Raw genomic sequence first — 15,142 nt, 5'->3', positions numbered from 1 at the left:
TCTGCACAATTCATGACAAAGAGATGACAATCCCTCTGCGACGCCAGGCGCCATGGCCAAATCCGCGTCTCCGCGGTGAAACTCCCGAAATTGCCAGCTTTCGCAAAAGGAAGGCGTCATGCCCCAGCCTGCCCAAGATCCTGACTTGCCCATTGTTGCGGGCCATTTGGCCGCGCTCGAGCGGCTGGCCCCGCTGATTGCCGAGCAACGGGCGGATTTCGACCGTGAGCGCCGGCTTCCCGACGCCGTAGTCCGCGCCCTGGCCGAGGCCGGAATGTTTCGGCTGTATTTGCCGAAGGCGCTGGGCGGGCCGGAATTCTCGCCGCTCGACTTCATGACGATCGTGGAGGCGGCGGCCGCGCTCGACGGTTCGGTCGGCTGGCTGGTCGGCAATGGCGGCGGCATGAGCCGGGCCGGCGGCTACCTGCCGGAAGACGTGGTGCGGGGCTGGTTCGCCGATCCACTGGCGTTCATCGCGAGCGCCACCGGGGCGATCGGGACGGCAGTGGAAGTCGAGGGCGGCTATCGGATCAGCGGGCGTTGGCCGTTCGGCAGCGGTGCGCCGCACGCCACCAGGTTCATGGGGCTCGCGAGCGTAAAGAGTCCCGACGGCAAGGATGGCCCGCCGATCTGCTGCTACGTCGATCGCGCCGACGTCCGCCTCCACGACACCTGGTTCGTGTCCGGATTGCGCGCCACCGGAAGCTGCGACTTCGAGATGCAGGATTGCTTCGTGCCTGCCAGCCACACCCATCCGCTGGTCGACTTCAAGCCGACCCAGCCGGGCATCCCGTACCGCATGCCGGGTCTGGCGGCGTTCTCCTGGACGGTCTCGGTGGTGCCGCTCGGGATCGCGCGCGGCGCGCTCGACGCCTTCATCGCGCTCGCGGGCAAGAAGCCGAGGCTCGGTGGCGGCGGCCAGCTCCGCGACGGCGAACTGGTGCAGGCGATGGTCGGCCGCGCCGAAGCGGCGCTGCGCTCGGCGCGGGCGCTGCTGGTCGAGGACATGACGGAGCTGATGGCGGCGAGCGAGGCCGGAGGCGAGCGGCTGATTGAAGCAAGGCTGCTGCACCGGATCGCCTGCGCCAATGCTGGCGAAACCGCCGCGCGCGTCGTCGAGATGATCGCGGCGGCCGCCGGCACCGCCGCGATCTTGGAGACCGGTACGCTTGAGCGATCGATCCGCGACGTCCAGGCTGCGATCAAGCATGTCGCGATGACCCCGATCAGCTACGGGCTGGTGGGCCGCGTAAAGCTCGGTCTGCCGCTCGGCACGACCCGGTTTTGAGCAGGGCCGTCGGCGGTGCAAGCCTCTCGCCGAGCGGTCAGGAGGCGACCGGCACCAGGCCGTAGCGCAGCATCGTCTCTTTCATCCTGGCTGGATCGGGGGCACCCCCCGCCATCAGCGCCGCCATGTCCTTGAAATATTGCGGTCCGAGCGCGCCGGGGCTCAGCAGGCAGAGGCAGGTCGCCGGACCGTTCGAGCGATTGGTGAAGCCGTGCACGACACCACGCTTGATGAACACCGATTCGCCGGGCCCGATGTCGATCTCCTTGCCGTCGACCCGCCAGGTCGAGACCCCCGAAAGCCCGTAAATCGTCTCGTCCCAGCTCTCATGATAGTGCGGGATCGGCATCCGGGCGTTCGGTTGCAGCGTCATCTCGAACAGATCGACGCTGCCGCCGGTGGTCTCCTTGCTCTGCAGGAATTTGAGCTGCAACGTGCCGAAATCGATCAGGTCGGGCATGACGGACTCGCAAATGGTTTGCGAGCCCACGATAGCGGACGGGGCCGCAGGAAGCCAACGGCCTGTACCGTTCGGACGCGCGAAGCGCGCTCAGTAGACGAGGTTCGTACCCGGCGGCTTCTCCAGCGCCGCCGCCAGCGTCCGATACTCCTCGCAGTCGGTGCCGCAGATCTCGGCGATCCGCTGCAGATGATACTGCGCCTGATCGCGGTTGCCCTGTTCGATCTGCCAGAGGCCGTAGTAGTTCCACGTCAGCACGTGGTTCGGATCGGCCTTCAGCGCGCGCTCGTACCAGACCTGCGACTGCTTGTAGTCGCCGAGCTTGCGATAGGAATAGCCGATCAGGTTGGCGACGTTCGGGTGATCGTCGCGGTCGAGCGCGTGCAGCTGATCGATCGCGGCGGCGTAGTCGTTGCGTTCGTAGATCGTCGCATAGGCCGCGCGATAGCCGTCGCGGAATGCCGGATCGTCGAAGCCGGATTGCTTGATCGGCTTCTTGATCTTGTGCGTGGTCTTTCTGCCCTTGTCCTGAGGATAGGCCGGCGTGGGAGTGCTGTAGCTCGACCCGTAGAGCTCTCCGCCGCCTGCGCCTCCACCGCCGCCACCACCTCCGCCGGCGGCGATGGCGGTGTGCGGTGGGAACAGGACGATAGGCGCTGTCAGAATTGCCGCAAGCGTTGCGAGCTTCATCGGTGACTTGATCATGCGCACCTCCCGAATAGACGTGGACAGTCATTGCTCTGAAGCACTAACTCCCGATCGAGGAGAGCATTCCGCGCGCTTTGAAAAATTGTTTGCCGATGCGGCAATCGCACTGTCGCTTCCGAACGTCGCGCTTGCACACACGTGCTGTTTGTTCGCGCCGTCGAACGACGGAGTGGAAACTAACATCGGTGTTAGAATTGGGTCGGTCGCACAAGGGCAGTGTGAAGGGCAGGCCGACGTCAATGCGTGTAGCCCGGATGAGCAAAGCGATATCCAGGATTTTTCTTTCCGCATATCGCGGAGCCCGTCATCGGGGCGCGCATTCGCGCGACCCATTGGCTCATCCGGGCTACAAGTGTCGCTACTTCTGCTCCAGGTGCCAGGCGCCGTCCCAATCCGCCGCCGGCGGATTTTGCCTGAACGCTGCGGCGCGTGCCTTCATCGTGATCGACGGTCCGTCGCCTGGCGCTACAGTCAACGCCGCAGTGAAAGCTTGCTCGGCGTCGTCCCAGCGGCGGTCGCGATAGGCGGCGAGACCATCCGCGTAGTGCTGCCGCAACTCGGTCTGCGCCGGCGTCAGCTCGTCCTTCTTGCCGAGGATCTCGAACACGGCGACCGGCTGGGTCTGGCCGACGGCGACGAGGCGGTCGATCTCGCGCAGTTCGATGGCGTCGGCGCAGGCGCTTGCGGTGGCTTCCGAGATCAGGCTGCGGCTACCGTAGAACTTGTTGGCGCCTTCCAGCCGCGAGGCAAGGTTCACGGTGTCGCCGAGCACGGTGTAGCTCATCATGAATTCGGAGCCGATGCTGCCGACCAGCGCTTCGCCGGTGGCGATCCCGATCCGGATGTCGCAATCGGCCGGGATCGCGCGCACGCCGAGCAACTCGGGCAGATCCTTGCGCAGCTGGTTGACCTGGCCGATCATGTCGATGGCGGCAAGCGCGGCCAGATGGGTCTGCTCGGCTTCCTCGACGAAGGGGGCGCCCCAATAGGCCATGATGGCGTCGCCGATATATTTGTCGATGATGCCGCGGTGCGCATGGACCGGCGCGGACATCGTCGACAGATACAGGTTCATGATCTTGACGAGGCCGCGCGGCGTCACGCCTTCGCTCAGGCTGGTGAAGCCCTTCATGTCGCAGAACATCACCGTCATGATGCGGCGCTGGCCTTCGGTGGCGGCGATCGCCGGCTGATCGAGCAGGCCCTCGGCGATCCGCGGGTTGATGTAGCGGCCGAAGGTCTCGCGAATGCGCTGGTTGTGACGCAGCGTCTCGATCATGCGGTTGAAGGCGGCGGAGAGCTGGCCGATCTCGTCCTGGGTCGTGATCGCGATGGTGCCGTCGAGGCGGCCGGCCTCGACCTCGCGGGTCCCCTCCAACAGCCGCATCACCGGGCGCGTGATGCCGCTGCCGACCAGCATCGCGAACACGAAGCCGAGGATCGCGGCAATCGCAGTCACGACGCCGGAGATGATGATCGCCCGTTGCTGGGCACTCATCACCTTCGCGGCGGCCGAAGCGACCTGCGTCAGCATGTCGGTACGAATGCCTTCGATCTTGTTGCTGAAGTCGTCGCGCAGGACGTCGGCGCGGAGCGTGGTCGCTTTCGCGGCCGCAAAGTCCTGGGCGTCGAGCTGGTCGAGCAGCGTCTTGTTCTCGGCGTTCAGGCGCATCAAGAGGTCGTTGACGGCATTGTCGATGCGGTCATCGAGGCGCCCGAGGGCGGCATTGTCGGACGGGGTCGAGGGATCGGCGATGATCGAATCGATCAGCACGCGCGCCGCGTCGGCCTCGCGCTTGATCGTCGGCTCGATCTCGTCGAACGTCTTGCGCGCCGCGTCGTAGCCGCTGGCTTCCCCCGGCGCCTGCATCTTCGCCATCATCATCCGGCGCATCGCCAAGGATCGCTCCAGCGAGCGGATGTTGACGCGGGCGAGATGACCATAGGCGGGGATGTAGCGGTTGGTGAGCTCATCCAGGAGATGGCCGACCTGGCCCGCCATCACCATCGACAGCAACGAGGTGATCACCGCGAGGACGATGAGTCCCGCGGCGATGCCGACGATCTTCTGCCTGATCGAATTGCGAAACATGCCCAGCCCGGCCGCAGCTGCAATAAGCGGATCACCTCCGCCATGGCGGCGAAACAGCTAATAGAGTTCCGCGGCCCGCGGTGCAAGCGACCGGCGTGGTTGGTCTGGCCGCCGGACCGGGGCGGGCATCGCGGGCTAGCGCAGCCCTTCGTAGACCATCAGGCCGCGCGCGATGGCGAGCTTGCGCAGGGTCCGCGGCACCAGCCGCTCCTGGGGATGCAGGTAGCGCCACGAGGTCAGGACGAGGTCGTGCAGCCGGGTGACGTCATCCTCGAACGGGGCGAGCAGGCCGGTCAGGCTCGCCGGCATATGGACGCGGGCGGTGAAGGGCAGCAGCAGCAATTCAAGGTGCGCCTTGGAGCCGGTTTCGGTCGTGGCGGTGACACCGGCGATGGCCGGCAGGGTCTCTTCGACGACACAGGTGATGATGTCTTCGATCTCACCGCGGCTCTCGTCGGTGAAAAGGGCGGAAAAACTGCGGTTCTTGAGGTCGCAGCCGAGCAGGGCGGAGGTGCGGGTGCCGGCGACGCGGAACGGAAAGCGGGTCTCGCCGTCATAGGACAGCACGAAGATGTCGGACAGCAACTCGCGCACCGCGGACGGTTCGAATTCACTCCGGTCGGGTGCACGCGCAGTGCCGCGCTTCGCATTCCAATAGGCGAAGAAATCGCGGCTCGAGCTGTGTTTCATCTAAAGAACCTTGCCCGGCACCCGGCTCGGCGGGACACATCTGTCCCGGTTTTGCTCAGGCGCCTTCCCTTCTCTGTTGTGCAGGGAAGGCTGTGCAGCGTCCATGCCGTGGCCGCGGTTTGGGCGGCTTATCGGCAGCTTTGTGTTGTTAACGTAAATTTAACTATGTCCTTGGCGGCCGTGGAACCTGCGCGTAGGGTCCGCGCGTTCCCGTTCGCCGGCTGCCCCAAGCGCCGGCGTGGTTGGTACACAGGTGGCGTCAAACAGTTTGGTCACCGTGCGGGGAGGGGTGGGGATGTTCTCCCGATCCCTCTGGGGCACGAGAAGACCAGCCGAGCAGGGAGGGCGTTCTCAGCGCCCTCCCTATTCTTTTGTCCCGATCGCTTTGGTCTCGATCCCGTGCCGCGACACCCGGTGTCCGATTTCGGGATTGTGCACTTGCACAGCGGTGTGAAAGCCGCCTATCTCTGCTTCACAGCCGCATTCGAGGTCGTCGACCCCTTGGACTCACATTCCGAATCCCCGCTCGAGCCGCCGCCGGAGGCGCCGCGCGAGCCGATCCTGACCTTGCCGGCGGCGCTCACCGCCTACATCATCCTGATCGCGGTGATCCATCTGCGGGTGCTGTTGCCGCCGGAGATGGAAAACTGGACCATCGACGTCTTCGGCTTCATCCCGAAGCGCTACGATTCGACGCTGCTCGACATCACCTTCCCTGGCGGAGACGGCGCCAAGGTCTGGACCTTCGTCACCTATTCGCTGCTGCACGCCAACCTCACCCATATCGGCTTCAATGTGCTGTGGTTGCTGCCATTCGGCAGCGCGCTGGCGCGACGCTTCGGCGCGGTGCGCTTCTTTGTTTTCATGGCGGTGACGGCGGCCGCCGGCGCGCTCGCGCATCTGCTGACCCATGAGCACGCCATCGCGCCGATGATCGGCGCGTCGGCCTCGGTGTCGGGGACCATGGCGGCAGCGATCCGCTTCGCCTTCGTGAAGGGCAGCTTCCTGTCGTTCAGCCGGGGCGATGCCGATGCGGCCGCCAAGGTACCCGCGCTGTCGCTGTGGCGGGCGCTGCGCAACGGACGGGTGCTTGCGTTCCTGGCGATCTGGTTCGGCGTCAATATCCTGTTCGGCGCCACCTCGCTGACGCTTGGTGCTGAGGACGCGAGCGTCGCCTGGCAGGCGCATATCGGTGGCTTCCTCGCCGGGCTGTTGCTGTTCTCGCTGTTCGATCCTATCCCGCGCGCGCGAGACGATGCTGCGGATGCGTCGTCGATGGACCAGTCCGGCCGCGTCTGATCGCCGCTTGCGGCTCGGTTCGAATTCCTCCATCATCTTTGCGACACAGAACAAAGCGGGCCGACACATCGAGCCCAGCTACCGACCGCGCCCCGGAACCGAAATCGGCGCGGAACTGTTGATTGAAGACTCTGGCGAACAGGCTCGACTCCGCTGAAGCGGGCGCGAGCGGATTCAGGGAGGCGGCAATGACGGTACGTTCCATTCTCGATGCAAAAGGCCATCAGGTCATGAGCGTCGCGCCCGGCGCGAAGCTCTCGGCCGCGGTCAAACTGCTCGGCGAGCGCAAGATCGGCGCCGTGCTGGTGATGGAGCAGGGCCGGATGGAAGGCATCCTGTCGGAGCGCGACATCGTGCGCGTGCTCTCAGAGCGCGGCGCGGGCGCGCTGGACGAGCCGGTGAGCGCGGTGATGACCAGGAAGGTGGTGAGTTGCCGCGAGTCCGATACCGTCAGCGGCCTCATGGAGATGATGACCACCGGTAAGTTCCGCCATCTCCCTGTCGTCGAGGACGGCAAAGTGGTCGGACTGATCTCGATCGGCGACGTCGTCAAGCGCCGCGTGCAGGAATATGAGCACGAGCAGGAAGCGCTGCGCGATTACATCAAGACCGCCTGAGCAAGACCGCCTGAGCGCTACTTCCCGGTGGTGCCCGCGCCGTTGGGCGGCGGCGCCAGGATCTCGATCGCTTCCTCGATCGCGCCGATGGCGCGTTCGGCCGCGCGGATGCCGTGTGCGATCAGGTCGTCGGCGCGGTGGAAGTCGAACCAGCCGATCTGACCGACGCGCGGCGAGATCAGCATGTCAGGCGGATCGCCGGCGAGGCGCGCGCGGGTGATGCGGTCCTGCATGATGTTGAAGGCGTCGACCATGACGCTCGAGATCCCGGGCCGGCTGGCGCTGCCGAAAAACTCCCGCTTCACGGTCCGTTCGGCGGAGAAGAAGCGGCCGAACCGCCGCTTCGGAGCTTCCGGCTCAATCTCTGCCTCGGCGGTCACCGCGACCGTCACCTCGGGCGCGGCCGACGGCCCGTGATTGTAGATCGTGGTCGAATGCGCGAACACGTCGCTGGACAGGTTCGCCGCAATGACGATCTCGGCGCCGAGGGCGCGGGCGGCCGAAACCGGCACCGGATTGACCAGCGCGCCGTCGACCAGCCAGCGGTCGCCGATCAGCACCGGCGCGAAGATGCCGGGCAGGGCGTAGGAGGCGCGCATGGCGTCGACCACGCGGCCCTGGGTCAGCCAGATTTCGTGGCCGGTGCGCACTTCGGTTGCGACGCTGGCGAATTTGACCGCGAGGTCCTCGATCATGACCTGGCCCAGCGCCGCCTCGATCTCGGCGGCGAGCTTGGTGCCGCCGATCAGGCCGGAGCCGTTGAGGCGGATGTCGAGGTAGCCGAGCACGCTGCGCGGCTGCAGGCTGCGGGCCCACTGCTCCAGCTTGTCGATGTGGCCGGCCGCATAGGCGCCGCCGACCACGGAGCCGATCGAGGTGCCGACCACCACATTGGGGACGATGCCATGGGCGAGCAGGGTCTTGATGATGCCGATATGGGCAAAGCCGCGCGCGGCGCCGCCGCCAAGCGCAAGTCCGATCACCGGACGGCGAACCGGTCCCAGTCCTACCTTGTCGGGGCCGTCGGAGCTCTTTTGGCCTCGGCCCATCCAGCTATCCAACACGACAAATCTCCTGCCAGCACGAGACTAGGCCGCGCGGCACGGCTGCGCCAGCGTCGTCCGGTTTCATGGTTATTCCCCTCAAGGCATGATTCATGCCCCGGGTGGACCGCGGTAGGCAGGGAATGTGACTGGACCGCGACGACAGGGCTAACGCAGGGCTAACATCGGCTTGATCGAGCGGTTCCAAACCGGGATGACGCCTCCGGGACTGTGACAAAGCCTTGGAAGAAGGCTTGAATTTGCCGCGTTTTCGTTGAAAAGCATGATGATGACTTCGAGGGGCAACGGCATCGGCGGATGCGGACGGGGCATGCGGCTCCTTCCGCTATTGACGCTTGCGGCATTTTTGCTCGCCCTGGTCCCCACTTCCGTTTCTGCGCAGTTCTTCAGCGACCGGCCACCGCCAATCCCACCTGCCTCAGTGCCGGACGTACCGTCCGGCCCGGCGCTCAATTTGGCGCCGCCGTCCGGGCCCGGTTCGGGGCCCGTTCTGCCCGGTCCGCTGACCCAGCCGACCATCGTCCAGCCGTCGATCGCGACCGTGCCTCCGGTGACGCCACCGGCCGGCTCGCCGACCGCCGGGCAGGCGGTGCTGTCGCTGACGGCGCGATACGGCAAGGACCTGCCGGTGATCAATGCCGGGCTGGTCTGGCGGGTGTTCGCCGACAAGCCGGACGACAACGGCACCTACAAGCTGATCCGCGAGGAGCGCGGGGCGACGCCCAATGTGGTGCTGCCGCCCGGCAACTATGTCGTCCATGTCGCGCTCGGCCTCGTCAGCGCGGTCCGCGCCGTCAGCCTGAAGTCGGAGACCGATCGTGAGTCCTTCGTGCTGCCGGCCGGAGGCCTGCGGATCGAAGGCCGGGTCGGCACCAGCAAGATCCCGGCCAACCAGATTTCGTTCGCGATCTACAAGGGCAGCCAGTTCGACGGCTCGGACCGTGGCCCGCTGGTGCCCAACGTGTCCGCCGGCGACGTCGCGCTGCTGCCGGAGGGCACCTATTACATCGTCTCCAACTATGGTGACGCCAACTCGGTGGTGCGCTCCGACATTCGCGTCGGGGCGGGCAAGCTGACCGACGTCACAGTCACGCATCGCGCGGCCGTCATCACCCTTAAGCTGGTCAGCGAGAAGGGCGGCGAGGCACTCGCCAACACCGCATGGTCGGTGATCACGCCGGGCGGCGACGTCATCAAGGAATCGATCGGCGCGTTCCCGCGCGTCGTGCTCTCCGAAGGCGAGTATCGTGCGATCGCCAAGAACGAGGGCAAGGTGTTCGAGCGTCCCTTCAACGTCGTCAACGGCGTCGATGGCGAAGTCGAGGTCGTGGCGCGCTGACGTCGGACCGCGCTGCATTTCATGCAGCCGTCATAGTCTCTAACGTGAACTAACCATCGCGCGAATTTGAGCTGTCATAATCGCTGGCGGCGACGCACGGCATCGCTATTTTTACATGGCGTTAAGCCACGGCATGACTTGGATGCCACGGGGACTAAAGCGCGCTGAGTTCACGTCGTGTCGTCATCGCGCCTTGGCTTTTTGCCTGAGCATGATCTTTCGGAAACCGGCTTCGCACTTTTCCGGATCGTGCTCTGGCGTTTGCGTGAACGGGGCGTGCCATGATCATGGCCAACAACAAATCAGCAAAGACATCGGCCAAGTTCAATTCCGAGATGTTCGCCGACGTTCCGGTTCTGCAACGCAAGTGGCAGGCCGCGGTCCGTCCCGGTGAAAAGCTGCCGCATTATGAAGACGTGATGCTCGGCAGCCTCGGCCGGCTCGCCGATCACATCGTGCTGCTGCGCAACGTCGACGGCGTGCTCAGCGTCTCGCACACCGGCCGCTACGTCCAGACCTGGCTGAACGACGAGCGCTGGGACATTCCGCTCGGCGCGCTGCCGCCGGACTGCGCGACGGCATTGACCGAAGCTGCCGCGAATGCGCGCGAGAACTGCCGGCCCTATCTCGCGTCGGCGCATTGCGTGCGCGACGGTCTGGTGCGGACCTTTGACGTGCTGGCTCTGCCGACGCGATCGCGCTGGGGCGGCATCCTGGTGGGCGTCTATGTCAACGAGCGCAATGCGCAGTACAATCTTCTCGATACGATCTTCTCGGCCACCGACGAGGGCGTGCTGTCGCTCGCCGCGATCCGCGACGCGCGGGGCGAGGCGGCCGATTTCCAGATCGTGCATCTCAACCAGGGCGCCGCAAGGCTCCTGATGCAGCCCGCGACCGAATTGCTGTGGCGCCGGCTCAGCGCCGGCGGCAATCCGCTCGCGGCGCCGGCGGTGATGAACCGCCTGCGTGAATTCGTCGGAAGCGGTCCTGTCGGCCAATTCGAGATCGACAGCGGCGATCGCTGCCTGCGGCTCGGCGTCACGGCGTTCGGCGACATGCTGTCGCTGACCGTCTCCGACGTCACCGCGCTGAAGCAGCGCGAGCAGTCGTTCCGCCTGCTGTTCGAGAACAACCCGATGCCGATGTGGGTGTTCGACGCCGGCACGATGGAATTCCTCAGCGTCAACGACGCTGCCGTTCAGCACTATGGGTACAGCCGGGAGCGATTTCTCGGCATGACGCTGCGCGAGATCTGGCCACAGGATGAGTGGGCGATGCACAGCGCCGCCTTGCGCGAGGTCGGCGACGTCTATCAATCGAGCCGCGACTGGCGGCACATCAAGGCGGACGGCACCGAAATCCATGTGCTGACCTTCGGACGCAGGGTGGCCTTCGAGGGCCGCGACGGCTATCTGGTCGCGGTGGTCGACATCACCGAACGCCGTGCCGCCGAAGCGCGGATCGCGCACATGGCGCATCATGACGGTCTCACCAATCTGCCGAACCGCGACTTCTACCAGGAGCGTCTGCGCGAGGCGCTGGAGCGCAGCCGCTCCGGCAACAAGCGCGTCGCGGTGATGTGCATCGATCTCGATCTGTTCAAGAACGTCAACGACTCCTTCGGGCATCCGATGGGCGACCGGCTGCTCAAGCTGGTGGCGGAGCGGCTGCGCGAGGTGGTCCGCGACGACAATGTCGCGGCCCGTCTCGGTGGCGACGAGTTCGCGATCGTGCTTGCCGCGGACGTATCGCCGAACGAGGCGAGCGCTTTCGCGGAACGGCTGATCGACGCCCTGAGCGCGCCCTACAAGATCGACGGGCTCGAAGTCGTGGTCGGCGCCAGCGTCGGGATCGCGCTGTCGCCCGGCGACGGCACGACGTCGGAAGAATTGATGCGCAACGCCGACATGGCGTTGTATCGCGCCAAGTCCGAGGGCGGCGGTGTGCATCATTTCTTCGAGCCTGAGATGGATCAGCAGGCGCAGAAGCGCCGCGACATGGAGCGTGATCTGCGCGCGGCCTTCAGCAACGGCGAGTTCGAGCTGCACTACCAGCCGCTGGTCGATATTTCTGCCGACCGCATCAGTGGCTTCGAGTCGCTGCTGCGGTGGCAGCACCCGCAGAAGGGCATGATCTCGCCCGCGGAGTTCATCCCGGTTGCGGAAGACATCGGTCTGATCGTCGCGCTCGGCGAATGGGTGCTGCGCGAAGCCTGCGCCGAGGCGATGAAGTGGCCTGCCGACGTGAAGGTCGCGGTCAATCTGTCACCGGTGCAGTTCCGCAGCCGCAACCTGGTCCAGGCCGTGATCTCGGCGCTGGCGCATTCCGGCCTGTCGGCGCGCCGGCTCGAGCTCGAGATCACGGAATCGGTGTTTCTGGCAGAGACCGAAGCCAATCTCGCGATCCTGCATCAGCTGCGCGAACTCGGCGTCAGCATCTCGATGGACGATTTCGGCACCGGCTATTCCAGCCTGAGCTATCTGCGCAGCTTCCCGTTCGACAAGATCAAGATCGACCGCTCCTTCGTGAAGGACCTGGCGCGGCGCTCCGACTGCCTGGCGATCGTGCGTGCGATCTCGGGCCTTGGCCGCAGCCTCAAGATCACCACGACCGCGGAAGGGGTCGAGACGACGGACCAGCTCGACTGGCTGCGCGCCGAAGGCTGCAACGAGGTGCAGGGTTTCCTGTTCAGCGCGGCGCGGCCCGGGCACGAGATCGCAGCGTTGCTGACTGGTTTTGCGGCGCGCGCGTCGAAGGCGGCGTGAGCTTTGCCTGCTCGTCGTGGCCGGGCTTGACCCGGCCATCCATCCTCTTTCGAAAGAAATGATTTTTTCCTGATGGATTGCCGGGTCAAGCCCGGCAATGACAAGGTCTACGGTTTCAGAACCGCGTCACGATATCCGACAGCGCCGGACGCGGGCGGTCCTCGCTCGGCTTGGTGGGCGTCCCGATGTGAATGAGCCCGGCGAGCTTCTCGTCTGGTTTCAGGCCGAGACCGTCGAGCACGTCGCGGTCGAAGGCGAACCAGCCGGTCAGCCAGCAGGCGCCATAGCCGAGCGCGGTCGCCGCGGTGACGATGTTCATGGCGCTCGCGCCGGCCGACAGTTCCTGCTCCCACGGCGGCACCTTCGGGTGCGGCTTGGTAAAAGAGACCACGCCGATCACCAGCGGCGCATCGGTCAGGCGCTTCTTCTCGACCTCGATATCGGAGGCCGGCGCGCCGGGATTCTTGCGGGCAAACACCTTTGCGATCACGTCGCCGGCGCGGGCGCGGGCCTCACCCTCGAATACGATGAAGCGCCAGGGCGCCAGTTTGCCGTGGTCGGGTACGCGTGCGCCGATGGTCAGGATGGTCTCGAGCTCGGCCGCGGACGGGCCGGGGCCGGTCATCTCGCGCGGTTTCATCGAGCGGCGTGTCTTCAGGAGTTCAATGGCATCGGGCACAGAAATGTCCTTCAAGTGGAGTCGTGCCCCCAAGATGGGGGCACGACCAAGCCTGCGAAAGCCAGTTTAGACCGATTGTGAAGATCAGGCGACTGATCGCGCCCGCTTCACGTCCGGCGGCGTGGCCTCATCGACCAGCGCGGCGATCGCCTCATCGGTCGGCATCACGGTCTGGCGCTCGCTGCCGAGGCGGCGGACCGAGACCGAATGGGTCTCGGCTTCCTTCTTGCCGACGACGAGCAGGGCCGGGATCTTGGCCAGCGAGTGCTCGCGGACCTTGTAGTTGATCTTCTCGTTGCGCAGGTCGATCTCGACGCGGAGGCCAGCGCGGCGCGCCGCCGCCGCCACCACCTTGGCGTACTCGTCGCCTTCGGAGGTGATGGTCGTGACCACGAGCTGGGTCGGCGCCAGCCAGAGCGGGAAGTTGCCGGCGTAGTGCTCGATCAGGATGCCGATGAAGCGCTCCATCGAACCGCAGATCGCACGGTGCACCATGACCGGCGCCTTCTTCGAGCCGTCGTGGTCGATGTAGAACGCGCCGAAGCGTTCCGGCAGGTTGAAGTCGACCTGGGTCGTGCCGCACTGCCAGTCGCGGCCGATGGCATCGCGCAGCACGTACTCGAACTTCGGCCCGTAGAACGCGCCTTCACCCGGGTTGATCTCGGTCCGGATCCGGTTGCTGCCCTTGGCCTTGATCTCCGACAGCACGGTCGCCATCACGCGCTCGGCGTGATCCCACATCTCGTCGGTGCCGACCCGCTTCTCCGGCCGCGTCGAGAGTTTCACCGTGAGCTCGCCGTCGAAGCCGAAATCGGCGTAGGTCGACAGGATCAGCTCGTTGATCTTGAGACACTCATCGGCGAGCTGCTGTTCGGTGCAGAACACATGGGCGTCGTCCTGGGTGAAGCCACGCACCCGCATCAGGCCGTGCATCGCGCCCGACGGCTCGTAGCGATGCACGACGCCGAACTCGGCGAGCCGCAACGGCAGGTCGCGGTAGCTCTTCAGCCCGTGCTTGAAGATCTGCACATGGCCCGGGCAGTTCATCGGCTTCAGCGCGAACCAGCGCTTGTCCTCGGCCTCGTCGCCGGCGGACTGCGCCGCGAACATGTTCTCGCGGTACCAGTCCCAGTGGCCCGAGGTCTCCCACAGCACCTTGTCGAGGATCTGCGGCGCATTGACCTCACTGTAGTCGCCGAGCAGCCGGCGCCGCATATAGGCGATCAGCTGCTGGAAGATGGTCCAGCCCTTCGGGTGCCAGAACACCACGCCGGGGCCTTCTTCCTGGAAGTGGAACAGGTCGAGCTCGCGACCGAGCTTGCGGTGGTCGCGCTTCTCGGCTTCCTCGATCTGCTTGAGGTAAGCGTCGAGGTCTTCCTGCTTGGCGAACGCGGTGCCGTAGATGCGGGTCAGCATCGGATTGTTGGAATCGCCGCGCCAATAGGCGCCGGCCACCTTCATCAGCTTGAAGGCGTTGCCGATCTTGCCGGTCGAGGTCATGTGCGGGCCGCGGCAGAGATCGAACCAGTCGCCCTGGAAATAGATCTTGATCGGCTCGTTGCCGGGAATCGCGTCGACCAGCTCGACCTTGAAGGCCTCGCCCTTGTCGCGGAACACCTGCTTGGTCTTCTCGCGATCCCAGACTTCCTTGGTGAACGGCTTGTCGCGCGCGACGATCTCGCGCATCCGCTTCTCGATGGCGGCAAAATCTTCCGGGGTGAACGGCTCATTGCGGAAGAAGTCGTAGTAGAAGCCGTTCTCGATCACCGGGCCGATCGTGACCTGGGTGCCCGGCCACAGCGACTGCACGGCTTCGGCGAGCACATGCGCGGCATCGTGCCGGATCAGTTCCAGCGCGCGGGGGTCGTCGCGGCTGATCAACTCGATCTTGGCGTCGGTCTCGATCGGATCGTTGAGGTCGGCGAGCGTGCCGTCGAGCGCCATCGCGACGGTGCGCTTGGCGAGCGAGGGCGAAATGCCTTTGGCGATGTCGAGGCCGGTTGTCCCTCTCGGGAAATCGCGCCTCGCTCCATCAGGGAAGGTGAGGGCGATTTTGTTCACGGGTTCTGCGGGTTTGAGATTAGAGAGGCTGTACTGGAATCCGGATTCGGATTTAGGCGTTTCTGCCATCGATGTCTCCT

The 15,142-nt window shown here is 65.4% G+C and carries 12 protein-coding genes; 5 read left to right on the top strand and 7 right to left on the bottom strand.

Going from position 1 to position 15,142, the window contains the following annotated elements; all coding sequences use genetic code 11:
* The first annotated feature begins 145 nt into the window (after positions 1 to 145).
* Positions 146 to 1,288 (top strand): acyl-CoA dehydrogenase family protein, encoded by a 1,143-nt coding sequence (locus ACE103_RS25980; RefSeq protein WP_375775408.1) that lies wholly within the window; start codon positions 146 to 148, stop codon positions 1,286 to 1,288.
* A 37-nt stretch (positions 1,289 to 1,325) separates the two neighbouring features.
* Here the strand turns inward: ACE103_RS25980 and ACE103_RS25975 are convergent, their stop codons facing one another.
* The 4 genes from ACE103_RS25975 to ACE103_RS25960 all read right to left on the bottom strand — a co-directional run bounded on the left by ACE103_RS25975 (position 1,326) and on the right by ACE103_RS25960 (position 5,238).
* Positions 1,326 to 1,748 carry a cupin domain-containing protein gene (locus ACE103_RS25975; RefSeq protein ID WP_223976466.1) on the bottom strand — a complete coding sequence of 141 codons (423 nt, stop codon included), beginning with the start codon at positions 1,746 to 1,748 and terminating at the stop codon, positions 1,326 to 1,328.
* A gap of 90 nt (positions 1,749 to 1,838) precedes the next feature.
* Positions 1,839 to 2,453, bottom strand: coding sequence for a lipopolysaccharide assembly protein LapB (locus ACE103_RS25970; protein WP_223976468.1), 615 nt, complete (start codon positions 2,451 to 2,453; stop codon positions 1,839 to 1,841).
* Positions 2,454 to 2,814: 361 nt separating this feature from the next.
* Positions 2,815 to 4,548, bottom strand: a complete 1,734-nt coding sequence (locus ACE103_RS25965; protein ID WP_375775407.1) for an adenylate/guanylate cyclase domain-containing protein — start codon at positions 4,546 to 4,548, stop codon at positions 2,815 to 2,817.
* A 135-nt stretch (positions 4,549 to 4,683) separates the two neighbouring features.
* Positions 4,684 to 5,238, bottom strand: a complete 555-nt coding sequence (locus ACE103_RS25960) for a PAS domain-containing protein (RefSeq protein ID WP_375775406.1) — start codon at positions 5,236 to 5,238, stop codon at positions 4,684 to 4,686.
* A 501-nt stretch (positions 5,239 to 5,739) separates the two neighbouring features.
* Here ACE103_RS25960 and ACE103_RS25955 point away from each other — a divergent pair.
* Together ACE103_RS25955 and ACE103_RS25950 are read left to right on the top strand one after the other, a co-directional pair.
* Positions 5,740 to 6,537 (top strand): rhomboid family intramembrane serine protease, encoded by a 798-nt coding sequence (locus tag ACE103_RS25955; protein ID WP_375781181.1) that lies wholly within the window; start codon positions 5,740 to 5,742, stop codon positions 6,535 to 6,537.
* 188 nt (positions 6,538 to 6,725) lie between these two features.
* On the top strand, positions 6,726 to 7,154 hold the full coding sequence (locus ACE103_RS25950) for a CBS domain-containing protein (protein ID WP_223976474.1): 429 nt from the start codon (positions 6,726 to 6,728) through the stop codon (positions 7,152 to 7,154).
* A gap of 17 nt (positions 7,155 to 7,171) precedes the next feature.
* On the opposite strand, the gene ACE103_RS25945 is transcribed toward ACE103_RS25950, so the two are convergent.
* Complete coding sequence (locus ACE103_RS25945) at positions 7,172 to 8,203, bottom strand: patatin-like phospholipase family protein (RefSeq protein ID WP_375775405.1); 1,032 nt, start codon at positions 8,201 to 8,203, stop codon at positions 7,172 to 7,174.
* Positions 8,204 to 8,486: 283 nt separating this feature from the next.
* Between ACE103_RS25945 and ACE103_RS25940 the strand changes: the two genes are divergently transcribed.
* Together ACE103_RS25940 and ACE103_RS25935 are read left to right on the top strand one after the other, a co-directional pair.
* Positions 8,487 to 9,557: a hypothetical protein gene (locus tag ACE103_RS25940; RefSeq protein ID WP_223976677.1), complete on the top strand. Its 1,071-nt coding sequence runs from the start codon at positions 8,487 to 8,489 to the stop codon at positions 9,555 to 9,557.
* Between the two features lie 281 nt (positions 9,558 to 9,838).
* On the top strand, positions 9,839 to 12,322 hold the full coding sequence (locus tag ACE103_RS25935; protein ID WP_375775404.1) for a putative bifunctional diguanylate cyclase/phosphodiesterase: 2,484 nt from the start codon (positions 9,839 to 9,841) through the stop codon (positions 12,320 to 12,322).
* A gap of 115 nt (positions 12,323 to 12,437) precedes the next feature.
* Here ACE103_RS25935 and ACE103_RS25930 read toward each other — a convergent pair whose 3' ends face one another.
* Both ACE103_RS25930 and thrS read right to left on the bottom strand, forming a co-directional pair.
* Complete coding sequence (locus ACE103_RS25930; RefSeq protein WP_223976480.1) at positions 12,438 to 13,001, bottom strand: nitroreductase; 564 nt, start codon at positions 12,999 to 13,001, stop codon at positions 12,438 to 12,440.
* Positions 13,002 to 13,085: 84 nt separating this feature from the next.
* Positions 13,086 to 15,131, bottom strand: coding sequence for a threonine--tRNA ligase (gene thrS / locus ACE103_RS25925; RefSeq protein ID WP_375775403.1), 2,046 nt, complete (start codon positions 15,129 to 15,131; stop codon positions 13,086 to 13,088).
* Between the last annotated feature and the right edge of the window lie 11 nt (positions 15,132 to 15,142).

This window comes from Bradyrhizobium sp. ma5, from assembly GCF_042258955.1.
Taxonomy (GTDB): Bacteria; Pseudomonadota; Alphaproteobacteria; order Rhizobiales; family Xanthobacteraceae; genus Bradyrhizobium.
The sequence above is the reverse complement of the archived record's forward strand: the minus strand, read 5'-3'. Positions and strand labels throughout refer to the sequence as shown.